Genomic DNA, 20393 nt, shown 5'->3' on the forward strand with positions numbered 1-20393 from the left:
ATGACAATCAACAGCCAGCGAAATCAGCAGGAGGTCGATCACAATCTGTGATCGACCTCCTGTAATCAATGAATCAGCAATTACCCTGTGTCACCGGTACCACTACAGGGCCGGTGGCATTGACTGGCATCTGTCCGTCCGCTTCCATCTGTGCGGCAATTTCCTGCGCTTTGGCCAGCAACGTTTCCACAATCTGATCTTCGGGAACGGTCTGAATAACCTTGCCCTTGATGAAAATCTGCCCCTTGCCGTTGCCGGATGCCACGCCCAGATCGGCTTCGCGTGCCTCACCCGGACCGTTCACGATACAACCCATCACGGCCACACGAATCGGCGCGGTCACGTCCTTCAATCCTTCGGTCACGGCATTGGCCAGCTGAATCACGTCAACCTGGGAACGGCCACAGCTCGGGCAGGAGATAATATCAAACTTACGCGGGCGCAATCCCATGTATTCCAACAGTTTGCAGCCGACTTTCACTTCTTCGACGGGCGGTGCGGACAGTGAAACACGAATCGTATCTCCAATACCTTCAGCCAGCAGCGCACCGAATGCAAGACAGCTTTTGATCGTACCCTGCCATGCGGGACCCGCCTCGGTAACGCCGAGATGCAGCGGCCAATCGCCTTTGGACGCGAGCAGACGGTACGTCTCCACCATGGTGATCACATCATGATGTTTGACGGAAATCTTGAAATCATGGAAGCCGACGTCTTCAAACATGCGCGCTTCCTTCATGGCGGATGCAACCAACGCTTCCGGCGTCGGACCGCCATATTTTGCATACAGTTCCTTATCGAGCGAGCCCGCGTTCACGCCGATGCGCAACGAGATGCCCGCATCGGTGGCGGCCTTGCAGATGGAGGGACCAACCTCATCGAATTTACGAATGTTGCCTGGATTCACGCGTACCGCGGCACAGCCCGCATCGATAGCCTGAAACACGTATTTGCTTTGAAAATGAATATCGGCGATTACCGGGATCGGCGATTTCTTCACGATTTCCGGCAGCGCGTTGGCATCATCCTGGTTTGGCACGGCCACGCGCACGATGTCGCATCCGGCTGCGGTCAGTTGGGCAATCTGCTGCAATGTTGCGGGCACATTAGCGGTCAGCGTGTTGGTCATGGATTGCACCGAAATTGGCGCTCCCCCACCTACCGGCACCGATCCGACCATGATTCGGCGGGACTTGCGGCGCGGATGCAATGGGCTTTCGCTAATGGCTGCCTCACCGGTTTTACGGAACGGCTTTTCGATTTCTGGCATACGTCAAATCCTTGCAATAACAAGGCTCCCAACACGGGGAGCCTTGCGTCACTCACGTTTCGTTTGTTTGTCTTGTTTCGTTTTCCGTTACTTGTTTATCAGGTTGTCGGCACGATGGCGGGCTTCAAGCTCGAGTTGGCTCATTTCCTCCACGGAAGCGAACAACGGATTGCCACGCAGCTCCGCGTCCATTTCGTCCAACACTTCCCTGACGGTATCGACAATGCCGAGATACGGCAGACGATGTTCAAGGAAAGCATGGACGGCCTGTTCGTTGGCAGCGTTCAACACGGCCGTATGCTTTTCGGAAGCTTCCAGGCAGTGTCGAGCCAAGCTCACCGCGGGGAAAGCCTCATCGTCGAGCGGTTCGAACGTCCAGGTCGCGGCTTTTGTCCAATCGCATGCCGCCGCAATATTGCCAAGTCGTTCCGGAGCGGACAGTCCAAGCGCGATCGGCAGGCGCATGTCAGGCGGCGAAGCCTGCGCAATGGTGGCACCATCGCGGAATTCCACCATGGAGTGCACGATAGATTGCGGATGCACGGTCACGTCAATGCGGCTCGGAGGCATGTCGAACAGACGACTCGCCTCAATGACTTCAAGTCCCTTGTTCATCAGTGTGGACGAGTTGATGGTCACCACCGGACCCATATTCCAAGTGGGGTGGTTCAACGCCTGTTCCGGTGTGATATCGGTCATCTGTTCGCGTTTCCAACCACGGAACGGCCCGCCCGAAGCGGTGACGACCAGTTTCGACACTTCACCATGTGTGCCTGAACGCAACGATTGCCAGATGGCGGAATGTTCGGAATCGACCGGATTGATCTGCTGGGCGCGCACTTGCGCGTCGAACAGCAAATGCCCGCCTGCCACTACGGATTCCTTGTTGGCGAGTGCCAGCTGCGATCCTGCCTGCAGTGCCGCGATGGAAGGCTCAAGTCCGATGGATCCGGTGATGCCGTTCAATACCACGTCGGCTCCGGATCCGGCCATGGCGACCACGGCCTCCGGTCCGGCTGTGATTCTCACATTGCCTGCACCGGCTTGCTCTAATGCCTCACGTAGTGCTTTTGCCGCGCTTTCTTTGAAAACAGCGACTTCTGAGACATGGAATTGTGCCGCCTGTTGGGCCAGAAGTTTCACGTGGGAGCCGCCTGCGGCAAGTCCGACCACGTTGAAGCGGTCGAGATGTCGGGAGATGACGTCAAGACCTTGGGTACCGATGGATCCGGTGGATCCGAGAATGACTACGGTTGAGGTTTGCATGGGTTATGCGTGTGCTCCGTATTGTTTTTGTTTGCTCGTGTGAACGTGAAAACAGGCTGACGGTCACGCCAGCCTGTTCAATGCGATTGCTTATTCAAAAGAGGGGAATGACAGGTCGGGAATGTCGACATCCAGATTGCTGTTGGTCGCTCCGAACATCGGATTGGTTGCCGGCTGAATTTCGTTCTTCTTCTCTTCCACTGTCGGCTTCGCCGGTTCAACGGGAGTTGCCGTTGTCGAGTGATCTGCAGAGGTTGCCGGTTCCGGCGTGAAGGAAGGTGGAACGGTCGGCAAGGTTCCGAGATCGATCGAGTCGGTGTTGATCTGCGGAAGGTTCGGCGTCGATAGGCTTGGCACGCGCGGGGTGAACGTGTCTTCAACCGGATCGGGAGCGTCGATGTTCTGGGCCATCTGCGCCAAGGCAGCCAACGAAGAATCGGGAGCGATATTGATGCCGTGAGACTCTTCCGGCTGATGCGCGACCGGAGTGTCTGGAATCACAGGAGCCGAAGGCTCGGACGGAGCATCATAGCTCGGCGCGTCATCATCGGAAAGCGGATTGAATGCTTCGGTTTCCGTTCCTGCGGAAGATGGCTCATCGGCAACCGCATTGGACGCTTGGAACAGGTGTGCCAACGACTGTTCCGGAGCCGCTGGAGCAATCGGAGCAGCCTGAGGTTCCGACGTTGCAGAAGCTGCCGGAGTTACCGGAGCCGGCGGAGTGCTGACGGTCGGCTGGAACACAGGCGGAACCACGGGAGCATACGTCGGCGCAGCGGTTTGAGCGGCCGGAATGCTCACCGGGGACGCTGCAGACGTGGTGAAAATCTCACGTTCCGCCTTATTCAAAGCATCGAAGGAGTCGGCGCCGTTTTGAACCTGAGCGGACTGCGCAGTAGGTTCTGCGGAAACGGCTGGAACGGTGAATAGCGGCGAAACCACCTGCGTCTCTTGAGATTCCAGACTTGTTGAGGACGGATTGACTGCGGCTATCGCGCTTGCGGAGGGCTCGCCCACGAAGTCGGCCACACGCGCATAGGATTCGAGTCTGGTCAGCAGCTGCACGCATTCGTTCAGGTAATAATCCACCTGACGCTCGTCATAGCCACGCTTGCCCTTGCGCTGGGTGAAGATCACATTCGCCACGGTCTGGGAGTTCAGATCGACGAGTTTCTTGGCATCGTCTTCCGATACTTCCTCAACGCCGAGCTCGCCAGCGGCCTTCGTCAGGCACTGATCGACGATGCGATCCACTTGCTTGCGGTCATAGCTCGGGTCCTTGCCTTCTCCTGGCTTGAAACGTTCGCCGTGCTCACGTTTGGAGTGGGTGTCAAGCTGACTGAACAGGGTTTCGGTCTGTGCCTTCCACGCCACGCGGCCATGCTGCGAGATCTCCCATGTGGTCTGCTTGTCTACCACGGCACGCTCCAGCCGGGCAAGGGCCGCGTCCACCTGAGCGATCATATAGCCGCCCTTGACCAAATCGAAAGAAACATTTTGAATATCATGCTGGGTGAGTTGCGCTCCCTCACCTTCGTATAGCATGTGCGCACGCTCAAGAAAAGCGTCCACCTGTTCGGAATCGTACCCCCACTTGCGCTTCGAAGTACGAGCGATCCCCGATGCGTTCCTCTCGGATTCAGGTTCCTGCGCCATTGGCTATCGACCTCCTACTGCACTACTCAACGCAACTACTCTACGTGATTGATTCGACGCGTGCCGCTTTCATGTGGAAAATTCAGCGAATTGACACTCAAAATCGCACCGTTTTTCACGCATTTGCCGTGAGAGGAACCCCTTATCTGGCAACGCGACACACGTTGAAGCTGTCGCCGGCAACGAATACTGTACAGTAGAGCTTTGCGGGCGATTAGCTCAGTTGGTTAGAGCGCCACCTTTACACGGTGGATGTCGGGGGTTCGAGTCCCTCATCGCCCACCTTTCGTTTCCGCGGAAAATAAGCCATTCCGACTCTTCTGATATTCCCAACTATCTCGCGTGCATGTCAGCCTCGCGTACACGTTCGAGAAGTCATGGCTTCCGTCAATGCTTTGTCAAAACCTCTGTCAACGCTACCGATTCATTCTTCGATGATGTTGCCTTCGGCGTCGATGCGAGGCGCGGTAACCGCAGCATAACCAAAAAGCAGCAATATGGATCGGCAGAATCCAACGCGATATACACGGTTATTACATTCGCTCAAATATGGAATTTCATGGAAACATCTTCTTCGACCGTTTCCACAAGCAAAAAGGCTTGGAATGGTGTGATTCCAAGCCTTTATATGAGCGTCCGACCTTGGCCAAGCGTGCCGAGGCGGGCAAAACGAATACGATCAGCGGCCTTTACCGAATGCACGCAGACGGATGCCGTTCCAGTCGCCGCTGACGGTCAGTGGCGTGGCTGCATTCATGCCGGCGGTCTTCGCGGCGGACTGCACGGTGCTTGAACTTGCCGCGCCCGGACGTCCCGGCTTCGGGGTGAGCACCCACAATGGACCGTCGTCTCCAAGGACCGCATACGCATCGACGATGGTGTCAGACAGTTCGTCTTCGTCATCGCCGTCGCGCCACCAGATAATCACGCCATCAACGGCGGAATCATAGTCCTCGTCGACCAGCTCCTCACCGGTCAGCTCCTCGATCTTGGCACGGATCGAGTCGTCCACATCATCGTCCCACAGCCATTCCTGTACCAGGTCGCCGGCGTGGAAACCGAATTCTTCAGCGTTATCAGATGCCGTTTGATTCACGTTCGTCAATATACCAACACTGCTCGAACATATACGTTACAAACCGTGAAATTGCTCACTTTGCGAGATTGTTTTTTCTTATATTTTGGAATGCGTCACTCTTCCGCAGAGCATTGCGGCAGTGATGCACCCTTGCCGTCTCGGATGGCGATCAGCGCATCGTATGCCTCCTGCAAAGTGGACGCTTTCACCACGTTCAAGCCTTCCGGAATATGGCCTACAACGCTGGAACAATTGGATTCCGGGGCGAGAAACCAGGTTGCGCCGTCGCGTTTCGCTCCGAGCATCTTCAAACGGATGCCTCCGATTTCGCCGACTTCACCTTTGTCGTTCATCGTGCCCGTTCCCGCGATGATCTTACCCCCGGAAAGTTTTTCACCGGTTACCTTGTCGATCAGACCAAGCGTGTACATCATGCCCGCCGAGGGCCCTCCGATGTCGTCCACATGCATGGACACCTTCATGCCGGACACGTCATAGCCATGCTCTTTCAGAAACTTTTTCGCCGCCGCGGTGGCGGAATCCTGCGATGACGCCATCTCCTTGTCGCTGGACTGCTTGTATTCCTCTACGGTTTGTCCAACAGGAACCACCGCCTCCTGAGGCATCACCGTGGATTTCGAATCGGCCCACGCCACCAATGCCTGAGCGTTCGACACCGGGTACCCTGGTACACCTGAAGCATTGACCGTGACTAACAGCAGTTGGCCCGAATCCTTATACGTTTTCACACCGGAAACGGCGATGACCTGCTTGCCGGAAACCTCCCCGAGCACATTCTGCGTCGGACCGGGCATCTGCACCACATACGCGCTGGGCATAATCAACACCAATACGCACAGTACCGCCACCAACGGTCCTGCAAGATAACGCCATGAACGCGCGGACAGCCAACCTTCCGCGCCTATCAGCCATCGTTTGACACGTCCCGGAGCACCGTTACGTGTGTCTTTGCCGTGAATTCGTCGTGTTTCCTTCATCTTGGGCATACCTCCCATAGCATAGTATGGAACCAACCAAACTTGAACAAACGCTTAGGAAAAGGCAGGGCCGGCATGGACGAGAACGCGATCCGCCAATGGTTTATCGATTGTTTCGGACCAATTCAAGGCGAGATGGCATGGAACCAGTTTTCCAACATGCCGGAGGAGTTGCGCGACCAGCTGATGAGTCAGGATGTAAGCAAGCTTCCCAAACCGGCTGAAGTCAGGTCTATGATGCAGGCGTTCACCGCGGGCGGGCTCAACACTTTCGGAGACATCCAGCACATCACCGAAGAAGGTCCTATCAACGTCAAATTGGCAAAATCATTGGCACTGCAGCAGGCCAATGGCGAGGGATCTGAAACCAGCGTGAGCGCGGAATACGGAGAGATGGCCCGCCGCGCCATCAGCGAGGCGAATCTGTGGCTCGATACCGCCTGCGAGTTCAATCCAGCACAGGGCGAGACGCAGGTGCTCACCCGCGCTGGATGGGTGGAAGGCTGCATTGATTCCTGGGCACAGTTCGCGTCTCCCATAGCCGAGTCGATGAGCGACGCGCTGGCTTCGATTTTGTCTCAGCGCTTTGGAGATTCGGAGTTTCATACGGAAGTTTCCGGCATTTTCGCCGGTCCGGTACAGATTCCGATTCCTGATGATATGAAGGATCCGGCAAAGTTGATGCGTTTCGTCGGCAATACGTCGTTCGCCATGCAGCTGGGACGCGCCGCCGGCGATCTGTCACATGAGGTGCGCGGCAGTTTCGACCAGGGCATTTCGCTGCTGAAGAATCCGGCTGGAGGCCTGATTGTACAGAACGTCGTTGAATACGCCAAATCCTTGGAAATCGATGTGACCGAGGTGATGGGCTATCTTGCGTTGCAGGAGCTCGCCCATTCACGCCTGTATGCTTCCGTGCCGTGGCTGATGCCACGCTTCGAGGCGCTGTTGGGCAAATATGCCCGTGGCACCAGCATCGATTTGGACGCCATGGAGGAGCAGATCCGCGATGCGCAGTCCGTCGACCCGGATTCCATGGCCGACGCGGTGAACATCACCAAGGTGGCGTTCCCCGACACGCCTGAACAACAGCAGGCCATGAAATCGCTGGAGAATCTGCTCGCCTTGGTCGAGGGCTGGGTAGACACCGTAGTGTGGCGCGCCGGCATGGCCCATATTCCGCATATCGAACAGCTTCGTGAGATGCTCCGCCGCGAGCGCGCCATCGGAGGTCCTGCGGAACGAACCTTCGAAAGCCTGATCGGCTTGCAATTGCGTCCGAAGCGCATGCGTGAAGCGGCCGCATTGTGGGATAACATCTGCGCCACGGAAGGCGCGCAGGCACGAGACGCGAAATGGTCGCATCCCGATCTGCTGCCGCAACTGCCGAATGATGACGATGGCAACGCCTCGCAATCGCAAAACAACGGATCGTCGGAAAGCACGGAAAATACGACGTTCGCCGCTTCCAATGCAACCGGCACGGCACCACAGCCCCTTGGCGACGCCGATGGCATGACCATCGATTGGGATGCCGAACTCAGCAAGCTGCTTGACGAGGAAGAGCACAAGGGCGGCGAATCCGATACCAATGGCGACGGCTCTGACGATTCCGCAGAATCCGGCAGCAACAACGAAACCGACGCCGAGTAATCGCGCTATTCCGTTAGCAGTATCAGCGGAAGAAGCGTGACACCCGTCGTGCCCTTTCGCCCTCATTGCCTTCACGGGTGCGCGCATATGAAACGTCAAGCGTGTCCTCGGCGCGCGTCACGGCCACATACATGAGTCTGCGCTCCTCTTCAAGCACTTCGCCCTCCTGCGGGGCTCCATACGGTATGAGCCCTTCCGAGCAGCCGATGAGGAATACGTGTTTGAATTCCAAGCCCTTGGACGCGTGGATGGTGGAAATGGTCACGCCGCTCAAATCCTCGCCGACGCCCAATGCCTCCAACATGGCCAATCTGGTTTGTGCATCGTCGGAAAGCGCGGAATTCTGCCATCCGCTATCCCTGCGCACGCGGTATCTCAGATGCTGTTCGCCCAATGCCTTGCACAGGATTTTCTGCTGTGCGTTGACTCTGGTGAGGATCGCGCAATCGGCCGTCGACTCCCCCGCATCCACCAGTTTGCGAATACGTGCCGCTACACCTTGCGCTTCTTCCCAATCATTGCCGTATATGGTTTCCGCAACCCTCCGCCCTTTGCTCCTTTCAGAGCTAAGCTTCAGATAATCGACCCGTTGCGGCGATGCGGCAAGTATACGATTGGCATAGTTGACGATCTGCGGCGTGGAACGGTAGTCATTGTTGAGGTTGATATCTGCGGTGAGCGGACCGAATTCCGAAGCGAAATTGAGCAGACTGTAACTGCTTGCGCCCGCGAACGAGTAAATGGTCTGCGCGGGATCTCCTACCACGCAGATGTTGCGGTTTGAGCCAAGCCATCGGGTGAGCAAGCGGTGTTGCAATGGCGAAACGTCCTGATATTCGTCGACGGTGAGCCATGCGATATTGGAACGGATGGCCGAGGCCACGTCATCATCGCTTTCCATCAAATGGCATACGATCAGCAGAATATCGTCGAAATCGATTTCGTTGCGATTTGTTTTTTCCGCTTCATACGCTTTGTATACATCTACGAATTGGCTTGGTTCAAGACCTGAAGGCGGCTGACGATGCGTTGCCGCGCAAACGCGCACGTAATCTTCCGGCGCGATTAGTGAGATTTTGCACCAGTTGATTTCCGTCTGCAAGTTGCGTATGGTGTCGTCATCCACCTGGAAGGTGGTGACGCGGCGTAGCGAACGCTCCACCAGTTCCCGTGGATTTCGACAGATGAATGGCATCGGCCCTTCGCACACGTCCGGCCAAACCTGACGAAGCTGGTGGAGGGCCGCGGAGTGGAAGGTCACGGCTTTGACGTCGGCTGCGACATCAAGCTTCGACAGTCGGCTACGCATTTCCGCCGCTGCTTTGACGGAGAACGTGACCGCCATCGTGCTTCGCGGATTCCATACTTTGGTGGCGCACGCATAGGCGATTCTACGGGTTACGGTTCGCGTTTTGCCAGCGCCAGCGCCAGCGATAATGCGCACCGGACCGTCCACTGCCGTGGCGGCAGCCCGTTGCGCGTCATCTAATCCGTCGAGAATCTCTTCCACTGTTGCACTCATGCGTTCCATTGTGGCAGATTGCCGTCATCGGCGCATGCGTTTTCACGAGATGTCATTGCATGTCTTGCCTGACTGCACCCAATATGCCCGTCATGACTGCGCAATATGATGCAACGTCGATTTACGGGCGGTTTGCCGGCAGTTTTACGGGCAAGTCGGCGCATCTTCGCCCCTACTGTGTATTAAGGTTGGAATTGTGACCGAACGAAGCAAATTTATGATGGCTGCCCTGACCAGCGCGACAATGCCCAATGCCGCCATTGCCGGCACGCGAGCCAGCGAACAGACCAACTCGACCGACAAGGGGTATGGCGTCGACCACGCCGTGGTTCAGGATACGACAGGCAAACTGTATGACGTGTTCGCATCCAATACGCCTGAAGGCCGCAAGCGTCTTGCCGGCCGTGTGCGTGCGGCTCAAACGTTGGCGCAAGCCCGCGAATTGGGTGGATTGGGGTTTGCTATCGATCACGTAGTGGCTTTTTCCAACGGAGATTTAAAGCATTCCGCCACTGGAGACACGTCCGTGCTCGTGTCCACCCACCATGTGGGCCAGGCACGACCGCTGGAACTGCTGACGTTGGATGATTGTTCCAGTGTGGGCACCGCTCTGGGCGCGATCCATCGACTTCGTCCTGATTTTCTTCAGGAAGCGGGTTATCCGGTGTTTGTCACTGACCAGATTCGCGCTCAGCTGACCGCTTGGATCAAACGGTTGCGCCAGGCCGGGCATGTTCCGCAGGAGATCACCACTAGCTGGGCGAATATTCTTGAGACCGACGGGCTATGGTCGTTCTCCACTTGCCCGGTGCATGGCGGGTTGCGCGACGGCGATCTGCTGTTTTCCGGTTCGTCCATCACCGCGGTCACGAATTGGCAGGACATGCAGGTAAACGATCCTGCTCGCGATTTGTCTTGGATTTTCGCCAAACTTGATGAGAATCACCGTAACGCCCTGCTTTCCGCATATGGTCGCATGTTGGGTAACCGTTTGGATGATCTGATTATGCTGCGCGCGAATCTGTGGCTGCAGATGGAACAGGTCGGCGATTTCATTTCCGCTTTGAACAAGGCGGACAACGCCAAGATCATGCAATTCAAGGCACAGGTGGAACGTTTGGCGCACCAGTTGGGTGTTGTCACGGCAAAGAATCGCGCACAAACCGAACCGAGGCAGGAATCCAAGGATCATCCCCAGCGCCCGCCGAGCACGATCACCGTAGGCACGTTACTGAACGAATCGGAGCGTCGCCGTAACGCGGCCGCACAGCAGAATAATTCCGACACGACCGGCGAACGTCACATCGACGCCGTAGACATGGATGATTCCACTGGAGATTTCGACGTGACCGGCTCCCAGCCGGTCCGCAAGACGAAGGAAATCGTCAACGACGCGACGGAAGCGTTCGCACCGGCCGGAACCCAGCAATCACAAGCACCGTCCGACAATACGAATGAGCGTGAGGCGACCCCGGTCAGTACCTTCATTCCGGAACGTTCCGCAAAAGAACGGCACGAATCCATGCCGTCAAGTTCCACCATGGTAATCAGCAGGCTGGGAACGGCCGACGACAACGACGATACGAACGAAGAATCGATTCCCGCATCGCATAGCGAGGCCGCAACAGTACTCATTCCACTGTTGGAACGAGATGAGGCGACCATGCAGAAAGCGCAGGCGCAGATCAATCAGTGGGAGGCGGAAGACGCCACCGATGAGAAGCCACGCGTAGAATAGGCACACATAACCCGTACATACATGTGCGCATGCATTGCGCATTATCACGAAGGAGCATCCATGGATATTGAACTCGGCATTCAGAATGTGGCCCGCACCGTCACCTTCAGCACCGAACAGAGCGCCGATGAGGTCAACACGGCCATCGCCGACGCCGTGGAGAACGGCAAGACCATCAATCTGACGGACGCCAAGGGCCGTCGCATTGTGGTGCCGGCAGGCTCGCTCGGCTACGCCATCATCGGTTCCGAAACCAAGCACGCCGTCGGTTTCGGCAACCTCTGATCCGTTCGCATCACCAGATTTCAGCTTCGAGCTGAAACACACGTTTTCGACGTAACAAGAAAAGCCAGACGCTCACGTCTGGCTTTTCCATTTTGGGCGATCAACTCGTTCCTGGTTTCATATCGCGATTACGCATCGATGATTGCGTTTCGGTCTTTTATTTTCGCCTTCGACGATTATTTGCTCAAGTGAACGCCTCGATTGATGATTTCCTGAACCGTTTCATCATCGGTGAGGTTCTCCCCCAGCACGTTCGGCTTGCCTTTGCCGTGCCAGTCGGATCCACCGGTTACCAGCAGATCATGCTTGCCGGCAATGGCAAGCAGCCGCTCACGCTGCTCGGGTGGATTGCCGCGATGCCACACTTCCAAACCGTCCAACCCTTCGGTGATGAGAGATTCGATTTGCCGGTCAGTCAGCAGGGTCCGGTTACGCCGGGGGTCTCCGGCGTGGGCGATAACCGTCACCCCGCCCGCACCCTTGACCGCGGCCACCACGTCATGTGTGGTCGGCGATGGCGTGGGAATGTAATATTTCGACGTTGCGCTCACCGCGTCGGCGAACGCGTCGGATCGCGTTTCATACACGCCGGCAGCCACCAATGCGTCGGCGATATGCGGCCGACCGATCGTGGTGCGTTTGCCTTCACGCACCTGCGCGAGCACATCATCCCACGTAATCGGAAAATCCTGCGCTATCAGTTCGACCATGCGCTTGGTTCTACGCAGTCGCGCCTCGCGGGTGGACGCGAACATCTCGCTGATATTGGCGTTCAACGGATCATATTGGAACGCAAGCATATGCACGGACACATTGCCGTCGACGGCGGTGATTTCCGTGCCGCGCAACAACGGCAATCCAATCTCCTGCGAAGCGGCCAACGCATCCTGCCAACCGGAGGTCGTGTCATGATCGGCAATCGCAACACCATGCAATCGCAATGATCGTGCCTCTTTCAGCAACACACGCGGCGTTTCCGTACCGTCGGAAAAAACGGTATGACAGTGAATGTCCCAACCTTCAGCGGGCGGTGCCGCAGTGCCTACGCGAATCATGTATCCATCGTAAGCTGTTTTTCGTCGCAACGCGGCACAATACCGCGTAAACTAGGCGATGACAACGTTTGTATTTTGATTCAAGGATGCATGATGAGCGATTTCCCCGGCGGACTGGTTGCCGAAGCCACTCTCGACGATGATTATACGAAACCGCGCGGCTGGCGTCACGGCGCCACTTGGACGTATCTGATTATGCTGGTCGCTTCGGCAGTCGCGCTGGTCGTATCGTTCGTGCTTTCCGCTGAGACACTGAAATTGGCTCGCAATCCCGGTCAAAAGCTCAGCTGTGACGTGAATGCCGTGATGTCGTGTTCCACGGTTGCGGAATCGTGGCAGGCTGAGATTGTGAAGTTCGCCGGTTTGAGTTTCCCGAATGCGTTCTTCGGTATCGCCGCGGAATCAGTGTTTGTAACGATTGCGGTGATTGGATTGATGAAGGTTGCCGTGCCTCGCTGGTTTGCGTTGTGCACATGGCTGGGCGGACTGGCCGCGCTGGCTTATTCGTATTGGCTGACCTCGCAGTCGTTGTTTGTGATCAACGCGCTATGTCCGTGGTGTCTGTGCCTGATGTTCTCCACCACCGTACAGTTCATGGCGTTGTCTCATGCCACGGCGGTGGTTCAGGAGATTCCGGCCAAAGGCGAGGGCGTGCGCACCTACTACCGTCTTAATTACGATCTGATGGTCGATGCCTTATGGATTGTGGCATTGATTGTGATCATTCTCGTCAAGGATGGTCCGATGCTGTTCAGCTGACGTCAGCCAACAATCTATGCAATATCAAATATTTGCCTGAATACAAGAGAAGCCGACTGGAAACAGCCGGCTTCTCTTGTATTTATTTGCGGATTTCGGTTTCTCATATGAGATTCGCGCGAAAACCGTCTTACAGCAGTTCGATTTTGCCGACGATGGTGGCCGATCCGGTGAGTTTCACATCATCGTCGGTCACGTCGACGCGCAAGGTGCCGCCACGTACGGTGATCGTCCAATGGTCGATACCTGTTTTGGTGCACAGGGTGATGGCGGTGGCGCACAGGCCCGTACCGCACGACAGCGTTTCGCCGCAGCCGCGCTCGTTGACGCGCATGGTGGCGCTGCCCTCGTTGTCGCCTTCGCTTTGTTCGTCGATACGCACGAATTCAACGTTCTGGTCGCTTTCGATCTGGGGCGAAACGACCGGCTTGGTCACCAGATCAAGCTGTTCCACGGTCGGCAGGCTGGAGAACGCGTCTTCGATGACGGCGACCACATGCGGATTGCCCATGTCCACGAACGTGCCTCGCGCGGAACCCTTGGTTCCCGGAATCGTTACCTCGTAGAAGTCGAGGTCACCACGCTTCCACGCGCCCATTTCCACCTGGAACACGTCGTTGCCGAGGCCGGGCACATTGCCGAGCGACGTCAGCACTTTCACGCCGGCGCGCGTGCCAAGGCGGAATGGTTTGCCACCCGGCTGGTCGGCGATACCCTGGCGTTGCGCGAACAGGGTGATGGCTCGTGTGCCGTTGCCGCACATTTCGGCCAATGATCCGTCGGCGTTACGGTAGTCCATGAACCATTGCGCGTCCCCGGCAGCGCATTCGTCCACTTGGGCATCATTCAGGTCGGAAACGTCTTTCGGGTGGGCGAGACGAATCAGTCCGTCACCGCCAATGCCGAAATGACGCTCGCACAGCATTCGCACTTCGTCGGCGGTCGGCTCATACGCTCCTTCGGGGTCAACATACACCACGAAATCGTTGCCTGTGGCGTGCGCTTTGTAAACAATGTTCGGAATGCTCATACCAATTCACTCTACACGCGGTAGGCTATTGGAGGCAGGCTAAGTCTGGCAATCGCAGGAGGAATCATGACTTCAACGGCACCAATCGGCGTATTCGACTCCGGTTTGGGAGGTATTTCCGTGGTCCGTGAGATCCGCCATAACATGCCGAATGAGCGTGTGCTCTATTTCGGCGACTCCGCAAACGCCCCATATGGCACGAAATCTCCGGAACAGGTGCGCGACCTGTCGAACACCATCGTGGAACGTTTCGTGAAACAAGGTGTGAAAGCGGTGGTGATCGCCTGCAATACCGCAACTTCCGCAGCAGCCAACGAACTGCGCGACCGCTACGACATTCCGATCATCGGCATGGAACCGGCATTGAAAGTGGCATGCGACCGTGGTGAGGGCCATCGTCAGCGCGTGATCGTGGCCGCCACTCCCCTTACGTTGCGCGAGAAGAAATTCGCCGTGTTGATGGACCGGTTCAAAGCCGATCATACGATTTTTCCGGAACCATGCCCCGGTTTGGTGGAGATCGTCGAACATGGCCTGCTTGACGATCATGACACGGTGATGCGCACGTTGCATGAGTATTTCGACCAGTATGATTTGTCGACGATTGATTCGGTAGTGCTTGGCTGCACGCATTTCGTGTTCTATCGTGACTATTTCCGCGAATTGCTGCCGAGTTCAGCTGCGATCATCGACGGTAACGCCGGTACCGTGCGCCATCTTGGCGTGGTGCTCGAATCGTTGGGCAAACTTGCGCCGGACCATGCCGACGGCGGTATTGAACTTGCGAATTCAGACACTTGCGAACGAATTGCACGGTTAGCGCAGTCGCTGCTCGATCGCTGATCGGCGAATGAGCGCAAATGTCCTCAATACGCGCGTAGAGTCAAGAAGACAGCAGCTTCAGAGAACGATGAAGTGGTGTTGGCCAAGGAATACGAGAAAGACGGCCGCGTGCTTATTCTCGCACCGGAAAGCCTGTATGGTTTAAGCACGTTGAGCAAGTCGTTCGAAGGTTTGGAACGCATGTACCGCGCGGGCTATGCGGCGGCCGAGGCCATTCCCTCATTCCTGGAAAGCTGAGGATGGCGTCCGCACACGCATTGGATGCGGACACGCCGTATCCATCGCCTGCGAGCGGTTCATGTCCAAATTGAGACATAACGCGAAAATTTTATAAAACTCCTATATTGTTTCCTATTGTTTTTCGTCGACATAATCGACAGAAATGTTGACATTAAAGGAGAATGAAATGAAGAACAACGCGTTCCGTCGCCTGCTGGCCATGGCCGCGGCGGGTGCCATGCTGACGTCGATCGCCGCATGCGGCTCGTCGTCCAGCGATGACACAGCCTCCAACGGTTCCGATAGCACCTCACTGATTTCAGTGAACAACAGCGAACCGCAGAACGGTCTAATTCCAAGCGACACCAATGAAATGGGCGGCGGCAAAGTTATTCGATACCTGTTCGAAGGTCTGGTGAGCTTCGATGCAAAAGGCAAGCAACATCTCGAAGTCGCCGAGAGTATCACCCCGAACGAGGATGCCACCAAGTACACGATCAAGTTGAAGGAAGGCTGGAAGTTCACCAACGGCGAGGCAGTAACCGCCCATTCCTTCGCCGACACCTGGAGTTTCGCCGCCAATGTGAAGAACGCGCAGAAGACCGCAAGCCGATTCTCCACCATCAAGGGCTATGACGAGCTGCAGGATCCGAACGTCGATCCGAAGGCCACACTTTCCGGTCTTTCCACCCCGGACGACTACACGCTGGTCGTCGAGCTGAACAAGCCTGATTCCGTATTCCCGACCAAGCTCGCGCACCAATCCATGTTCCCGCTGCCAAGCGTGGCATTTAAGGACATCAAGAAGTTCGGTCAGGCTCCGATTGGCAATGGTCCGTACAAGTTCAAGTCCTGGTCCCATGACAAGAACATCATCATCGTACCAAACAAGGATTATAAGGGCAGCCGCAAAGTATCCAACAAAGGCATCGAATACCGCGTCTATACGAATGAGGATTCCGCTTACTCCGACGTGCTGTCCGGCAACCTCGACGTGATGGATCAGATTCCACAGTCCGCGGTGAAGACCTTCCGTCAGGATTCCGGCGTGATCGCCTACAGCCAGGCAGGATCCTCATTCCAGTCCTTCGTCATTCCGGAACGTCTTGAGCATTTCGGCAACGACGAAGAAGGCCAATTGCGTCGTCAGGCCATTTCCATGGCCATCAACCGCGACCAGGTCGTCAAGAAGGTTTACAACAACACGAAGACCCCGGCCACCGATTTCACTTCACCGCTCGTCCCCGAATATGTGAAGGAACTGGGGCAGAACGGCGGCAACCTGAAATACAACGCTTCCAAGGCCAAGGAACTCTGGAAGAAAGCCAATGCCATCAAGCCATGGTCCGGCAACTTCCGAATCGCCTATAATGCCGATGGCGGCCATAAGGAATGGGTCGATGCCGTGTGCAATCAGATCAAGAACACGCTCGACATCGACGCCGCTGGCGAGCCGTACGCCACGTTCAGCGACGTGCGTAACCAGGTGACCAACCGCACCATCAAAACCGCGTTCCGTGCTGGCTGGATGCTGGATTACCCGTCCGCTGAAGATTATCTCAATCCGCTATATGCCTCCAGCTCCGCTGACGGTCATGGTTCGAACGATGGTGATTACAAGAGCGCGGAATTCGACGAGCTCCTGAACGCTGCACTTGCCCAGACCGACGTAAAGAAGCGAACCGAGGACTTCACTAAGGCGCAGGAAGTGCTGGCCAAGGATCTTCCGGTGATTCCGCTGTGGAACGACAACGTCGCCGCCGCGTCCGCGACGAACGTGAAGAACGTATCGTTCGATTACACCAATCTGCCTACCTACAACACCATCACTAAGTGATGTTTCCGGCCGGTGGACGAACGATTCGCCGGCCATATAGGGAGCTAAAGTAAGTGGGGTTCGAATCCTTCATGGATTCGAACCCCACTTACTTTTGTGGCTTGTTTTGCCGGTTTGCCACTACAGCATCAACTCTGCACGTAGCTGCCCTTCGGAGACTTCCAACCGCAGTTCATCATCTCGCTATTGAACACCATTGCGCCTTCACCATGAGCCGGAACGACGATCATACCGCCATCGCCATGATGACGGGCGACACCATCCAGCGCCGCCTTCGCGGCCTCGATTGGCTCCTCCTTGGCGTACAGAACACGATCGGAAACCTGATGCGCAGCGACTTCCTTGACGAACGCCTCACCGATGCCGGTGCAGGAGATCGCGACGGAATCGTTGTTGGCATAGGTACCACAGCCCGGCAGAGGCGAATCGCCGACACGTCCCGGCATCTGGTTGGTGATGCCACCGGTGGAGGTGCCGGCAGCGATGTTGCCGGACGAGTCACGGGCGACAGCGCCGATGGTGCCATGCTTCTCCCATTCATCGCCGTTGGATTGCGCCTCGCGCAAGGATTCCTGACGTGCCGGAGTGATGAAATAATCACTGTCGCACAGTTCGATTCCCCACTCCTTAAGCAAATCATTACCAGGCTTGGCAAACATGACATGCTTAGTCTTTTCCTTGATGGCACGCGCTACGTTGATCGGATTCTTAGACGTGGTCAGACCACATGCGGAACCAACCTCGCCATCGATACCAGTCATCAGGCAGGAATCCATGGATACGATGCCTTCGCTTGTCAGCGCAGCACCACGACCAGCGTTGAACTCCGGAGCATCCTCCATGACACGGATAGCCGCGCACACGGCATCCTCTGCCGGAGCCCCCTGCTCCAGCAACGCATAGCCAGCTTCAAGAGCCCTGTTCAAATCCTGCTCCACCTGGGCACGACGTTCTGGCGTATCCTTTTTGCCACGATTGCCGGCACCCGCGTGAATCACCAGCAGAATCCCGTCCGGATCAGCTTGGGCGATATGGACCGTCGACTGAGGCAGTGCAGCTTCGTTCATTGATATCTTCTCCAATCCATTTTTATTGATTATTCGCAGATATCTTACGTCGTCCTTCGCTAAGAAATGACCGAATACGCAGAAATACGTCAATTAGACCGCGTAAAGTCAATTGAAACCCGCAAAGGGGACGGACGGCGAAAGGACGGGGCGCATATGGCTCACAGGACGGCAATGATCGACGTCGGCGGCGGTTTCCGCGCGATCTACGGTGCGGGCGTGATGGACCGCATGCTTGAGAACGACATCAGCGTCGACCACTGCTACGGCGTTTCCGCCGGCAGCGCCAACATGGTCTCGTTCATCGCGAAGCAGCACGGGCGCAACCACACGTTCTACACGCAGTACGCGTTCCGCAAGGAGTACGCGAGCTTCGACAGCTACGTCAAGAACCATAATTTCGCCAACCTCGACTACGTGTATAGCACGCTCAGCAATCATGATGGTGAAAATCCGGTTGACTACGCTGCTTTCGAAGCCAACCCGACCGATTTCACCGTGGTTGCGTGCAACGCCGAAGACGGCTCCACGAAGTATTTCAGCAAGTCCGACGTGGGCTACGACAATTTCGACATCCTGAAGGCGTCATCAGCGGTGCCGGTAGCTTGCGAACCGTATGCGATCGATGGCGTCCCCTATTACGACGGCGGCATCGCCGATCCGATTCCGGTGCAAAAGGCCATCGATGACGGCTACGACCGTATCGTGGTGATACTCACCCGCCCGAAAGACACCGTACGCGAACAGAAGAGGGACATCGGCCCGGCCAGGATTTTGAAGCGCAGCCACCCCGAAGCCGCGGAAAAACTGCTCAACCGTTATCAGACGTACAACGACGAAGTGGCGCTGGCCAAGGAATACGAGCAGGACGGCCGCGTGCTCATCCTCGCGCCGGAAAGCCTGTACGGCCTGAACACGTTGAGCAAGTCGTTCGAAGGTTTGGAACGCATGTACCGCGCAGGCTATGCGGCAGCCGAGGCCATTCCCGCATTCCTAAAAAGTTGAGCACTACCCTCATATGAACACTCCAGCCGATAGCAACACGCGCGAAAACGCCAACACGAACACCGACATCAGCATCACCGCGAATGCCACGGGATTCAGCGCGAAAACACTGAACCCGCAGATTCTCGTGACCTTGTGGAATGTGGAACGTTTGGGTTCGTTCTCCGCGGTCGCGCGCGAAACCGGCTGGTCGCAACCGGCCATCAGCCAACAGATCCGCAAGGTCGAACGCGAACTTGATGCAAAACTCGTGCAGCGCACGTCGCATGGGGTGGAATTAACGCCGATCGGCCGTATTCTGGCACGCCACGGGCAGCTCATCGACAATCGTGTTACGCAGGCCGTCAAAGATGTGGAGGAATACCAGCGCAACGGATCGACGCATATTCGCCTAGTCGCTCCCCCATCGGTATGCTCGTCGTTCGTGGCGCGCGTACTCGTGCATATCAGCAAAACGTCCGACATTCGCGTGAGCCTCATGCAGATGGAGCCGCCTGAGGCCATGGACGCGTTGGAACAGGGGCTTGCCGATTGCGCGATCATTTTCCAATACAATTCACTGCCTGCCTTAGTTGGTCCGGACGATTTGGAAGTCTCCCCCTTCGGCATCGATCCGCTGATGCTGCTGATCAGCGCAAACAACACGATCGCACGCCAGTATGAAAACTCGCTTCTGCCGGTCCAGCTGGTTTCGGCACGCGACGAACAGTGGATCGCCGGCTGCGAGACCTGTCGGGCGAATCTGGTGTCGTTGGCACGTGCCGCCGGTTTCATGCCGGAGATCACGCATTCGACCGACGATTATTGGGCCACGCAGAATCTCGTGGAAGTCGGCATGGGCGTCTCGATCGTGTCCCGTTTGGCCACAACCGCCGGAACGCAGCCTGACTTGGCCGCGCTTCCGATTGCCGACAACAACGCTTTCCGCACAGTCTGTTTCGTCACGAGAAAGGCGGATGATCGCCCAGCGGTCACCCGCGTCAAGGACGAAATCGAAAAAGCGTCGCACCAGTATTTGGAAAGCATCTGATTCACTGATTCCCCGATAGCAGGATGCTGACGCAAGCGAATATTTCTTATTTTTTCAGCATCGACATAATCAGATTAATAAT

The 20393-nt window shown here is 56.4% G+C and carries 17 protein-coding genes, 1 tRNA gene and 1 pseudogene; 10 read left to right on the forward strand and 9 right to left on the reverse strand.

Annotation, left to right across the window (positions count from 1 at the left end; translation table 11 throughout):
* Positions 1–73: 73 nt before the first annotated feature.
* From ispG to CE168_RS04955, 3 genes are all read right to left on the reverse strand, one after another.
* Positions 74–1270, reverse strand: a complete 1197-nt coding sequence (gene ispG, locus CE168_RS04945) for a flavodoxin-dependent (E)-4-hydroxy-3-methylbut-2-enyl-diphosphate synthase (protein ID WP_099571366.1) — start codon at positions 1268–1270, stop codon at positions 74–76.
* A gap of 87 nt (positions 1271–1357) precedes the next feature.
* Entirely contained in the window at positions 1358–2536 is a 1179-nt protein-coding gene (gene dxr / locus CE168_RS04950) for a 1-deoxy-D-xylulose-5-phosphate reductoisomerase (protein WP_099571367.1), read from the reverse strand.
* A gap of 90 nt (positions 2537–2626) precedes the next feature.
* Complete coding sequence (locus CE168_RS04955) at positions 2627–4192, reverse strand: DivIVA domain-containing protein (RefSeq protein WP_099571368.1); 1566 nt, start codon at positions 4190–4192, stop codon at positions 2627–2629.
* A 208-nt stretch (positions 4193–4400) separates the two neighbouring features.
* Here CE168_RS04955 and CE168_RS04960 point away from each other — a divergent pair.
* Positions 4401–4474 (forward strand) — tRNA-Val (locus tag CE168_RS04960).
* 397 nt (positions 4475–4871) lie between these two features.
* Here the strand turns inward: CE168_RS04960 and CE168_RS04965 are convergent.
* Entirely contained in the window at positions 4872–5297 is a 426-nt protein-coding gene (locus tag CE168_RS04965) for a DUF3052 domain-containing protein (protein ID WP_004220767.1), read from the reverse strand.
* A gap of 86 nt (positions 5298–5383) precedes the next feature.
* Entirely contained in the window at positions 5384–6277 is an 894-nt protein-coding gene (locus tag CE168_RS04970) for a YlbL family protein (protein ID WP_099571369.1), read from the reverse strand.
* Positions 6278–6343: 66 nt separating this feature from the next.
* On the opposite strand from CE168_RS04970, the gene CE168_RS04975 reads away from it, so the two are divergent.
* Complete coding sequence (locus CE168_RS04975) at positions 6344–7921, forward strand: zinc-dependent metalloprotease (RefSeq protein WP_099571370.1); 1578 nt, start codon at positions 6344–6346, stop codon at positions 7919–7921.
* A gap of 22 nt (positions 7922–7943) precedes the next feature.
* Here CE168_RS04975 and CE168_RS04980 read toward each other — a convergent pair whose 3' ends face one another.
* Positions 7944–9443, reverse strand: coding sequence for an ATP-dependent helicase (locus CE168_RS04980; RefSeq protein ID WP_442861943.1), 1500 nt, complete (start codon positions 9441–9443; stop codon positions 7944–7946).
* 217 nt (positions 9444–9660) lie between these two features.
* Here CE168_RS04980 and CE168_RS04985 point away from each other — a divergent pair, with 217 nt between their 5' ends.
* The gene (locus CE168_RS04985) at positions 9661–11181 is read left to right on the forward strand and encodes a phosphotransferase (protein WP_099571372.1); all 1521 of its coding nucleotides are present in this window, start codon (positions 9661–9663) and stop codon (positions 11179–11181) included.
* A gap of 60 nt (positions 11182–11241) precedes the next feature.
* On the forward strand, positions 11242–11466 hold the full coding sequence (locus CE168_RS04990; protein ID WP_099571373.1) for a DUF3107 domain-containing protein: 225 nt from the start codon (positions 11242–11244) through the stop codon (positions 11464–11466).
* Positions 11467–11642: 176 nt separating this feature from the next.
* On the opposite strand, the gene CE168_RS04995 is transcribed toward CE168_RS04990, so the two are convergent.
* Positions 11643–12521, reverse strand: a complete 879-nt coding sequence (locus CE168_RS04995) for a PHP domain-containing protein (protein WP_099571374.1) — start codon at positions 12519–12521, stop codon at positions 11643–11645.
* Positions 12522–12611: 90 nt separating this feature from the next.
* Between CE168_RS04995 and CE168_RS05000 the strand changes: the two genes are divergently transcribed.
* On the forward strand, positions 12612–13280 hold the full coding sequence (locus CE168_RS05000; RefSeq protein ID WP_180753704.1) for a vitamin K epoxide reductase family protein: 669 nt from the start codon (positions 12612–12614) through the stop codon (positions 13278–13280).
* A 130-nt stretch (positions 13281–13410) separates the two neighbouring features.
* Here CE168_RS05000 and dapF read toward each other — a convergent pair whose 3' ends face one another.
* Positions 13411–14310 carry a diaminopimelate epimerase gene (gene dapF / locus CE168_RS05005; protein WP_099571375.1) on the reverse strand — a complete coding sequence of 300 codons (900 nt, stop codon included), beginning with the start codon at positions 14308–14310 and terminating at the stop codon, positions 13411–13413.
* 66 nt (positions 14311–14376) lie between these two features.
* Between dapF and murI the strand changes: the two genes are divergently transcribed.
* From murI to CE168_RS05015, 3 genes and pseudogenes are all read left to right on the forward strand, one after another.
* The gene (murI, locus tag CE168_RS05010; protein WP_039199036.1) at positions 14377–15153 is read left to right on the forward strand and encodes a glutamate racemase; all 777 of its coding nucleotides are present in this window, start codon (positions 14377–14379) and stop codon (positions 15151–15153) included.
* A gap of 12 nt (positions 15154–15165) precedes the next feature.
* A pseudogene (locus CE168_RS09015) lies at positions 15166–15390 on the forward strand (DUF6363 domain-containing protein); the annotation flags it as partial.
* A 169-nt stretch (positions 15391–15559) separates the two neighbouring features.
* Positions 15560–17209: a peptide ABC transporter substrate-binding protein gene (locus CE168_RS05015; protein ID WP_442861944.1), complete on the forward strand. Its 1650-nt coding sequence runs from the start codon at positions 15560–15562 to the stop codon at positions 17207–17209.
* Between the two features lie 128 nt (positions 17210–17337).
* On the opposite strand, the gene CE168_RS05020 is transcribed toward CE168_RS05015, so the two are convergent.
* Positions 17338–18276: an isoaspartyl peptidase/L-asparaginase family protein gene (locus tag CE168_RS05020; RefSeq protein ID WP_003834208.1), complete on the reverse strand. Its 939-nt coding sequence runs from the start codon at positions 18274–18276 to the stop codon at positions 17338–17340.
* Between the two features lie 156 nt (positions 18277–18432).
* Between CE168_RS05020 and CE168_RS05025 the strand changes: the two genes are divergently transcribed.
* Both CE168_RS05025 and CE168_RS05030 read left to right on the forward strand, forming a co-directional pair.
* Entirely contained in the window at positions 18433–19281 is an 849-nt protein-coding gene (locus CE168_RS05025) for a patatin-like phospholipase family protein (protein ID WP_099571377.1), read from the forward strand.
* A gap of 13 nt (positions 19282–19294) precedes the next feature.
* Positions 19295–20311: a LysR family transcriptional regulator gene (locus CE168_RS05030; RefSeq protein WP_099571378.1), complete on the forward strand. Its 1017-nt coding sequence runs from the start codon at positions 19295–19297 to the stop codon at positions 20309–20311.
* Positions 20312–20393 lie beyond the last annotated feature (82 nt).

Source organism: Bifidobacterium sp. N5G01 (assembly GCF_002742425.1).
GTDB lineage: Bacteria > Actinomycetota > Actinomycetes > Actinomycetales > Bifidobacteriaceae > Bifidobacterium > Bifidobacterium hominis.